Origin of the sequence: Streptomyces purpureus, assembly GCF_014648195.1 — a bacterium.
Lineage (GTDB): Bacteria > Actinomycetota > Actinomycetes > Streptomycetales > Streptomycetaceae > Streptomyces > Streptomyces purpureus.
On the sequence record NZ_BMQQ01000006.1, the window covers coordinates 107,608 to 108,383 of the forward strand.

The following is a 776-nucleotide window of genomic DNA, read 5'->3' on the forward strand; positions in this document are numbered from 1 at the left end:
GCCTCCTGACCGCCGACGCGAACACGATCCGCCACCACGACCGCCAGCGCGACCCACCACCCCGACGACCACCCGACCCGCCACCCCGACCCGCCACCCCCACCCGCGAGCACGCCACGTGAGGAGCAGAGGCCGATCATGCGACCGCTCAACGCCCTCGCCGTCGGAGTCGCCGCGGCGACCGTGGGGACGGCGATGATGATGTCCACGGCGCCGCCCGCGGCGGCCACCCCCACCGTCGCCAAACCGCCCATATGCGGGAAGGCCGCCGACCCCCGCTTCCCGATCGACACCCGCATACATCGCGGGCCGGCCGACTACACCCCCGGCGCCACCTTCCACACCTGGAGCGTCGGCCTCACCAACACCACCGGTGGGCCCTGCCGGGCCATCCACCCCGTCCTCGCCCTCACCGACCGCGACCGTACCCTGAAGCCCGCCCAGATCCGGTTCGAGTTCTACGACGCCGGGGCCCGGCGCTGGCGCCCGGTCACCTTCGAGACCACCGAGGAGGACGAGAACGTCGGCGTCTTCGACGACGGCTTCCCCGGCTTCGCGCTGCCCGCCGGCGGCACCCTCACCGTCCCGGTCCGGCTCGCGTTCGCCTCCGGCACCGCGCCCAACGAAGTGACCGCCAACGCCGCCATCGTGCAGCGCCGGGGGGACGACGGCGACTGGGTCGGCGAGTCCGACGAGTACCGCCTCACGATCGCCCCGGCGAAGGCCCCCGATCCCGAGACGACGCCGCCCGTCCCACTCCCGCCCCAGCTGGCCCG

The 776-nt window shown here is 74.5% G+C and carries 1 protein-coding gene; it reads left to right on the forward strand.

Annotation, left to right across the window (positions count from 1 at the left end; all coding sequences use genetic code 11):
• Window positions 1-138: 138 nt before the first annotated feature.
• Window positions 139-776: hypothetical protein (locus IEZ01_RS10685; RefSeq protein ID WP_189201313.1), on the forward strand; the 638-nt coding region annotated here is incomplete at its 3' end.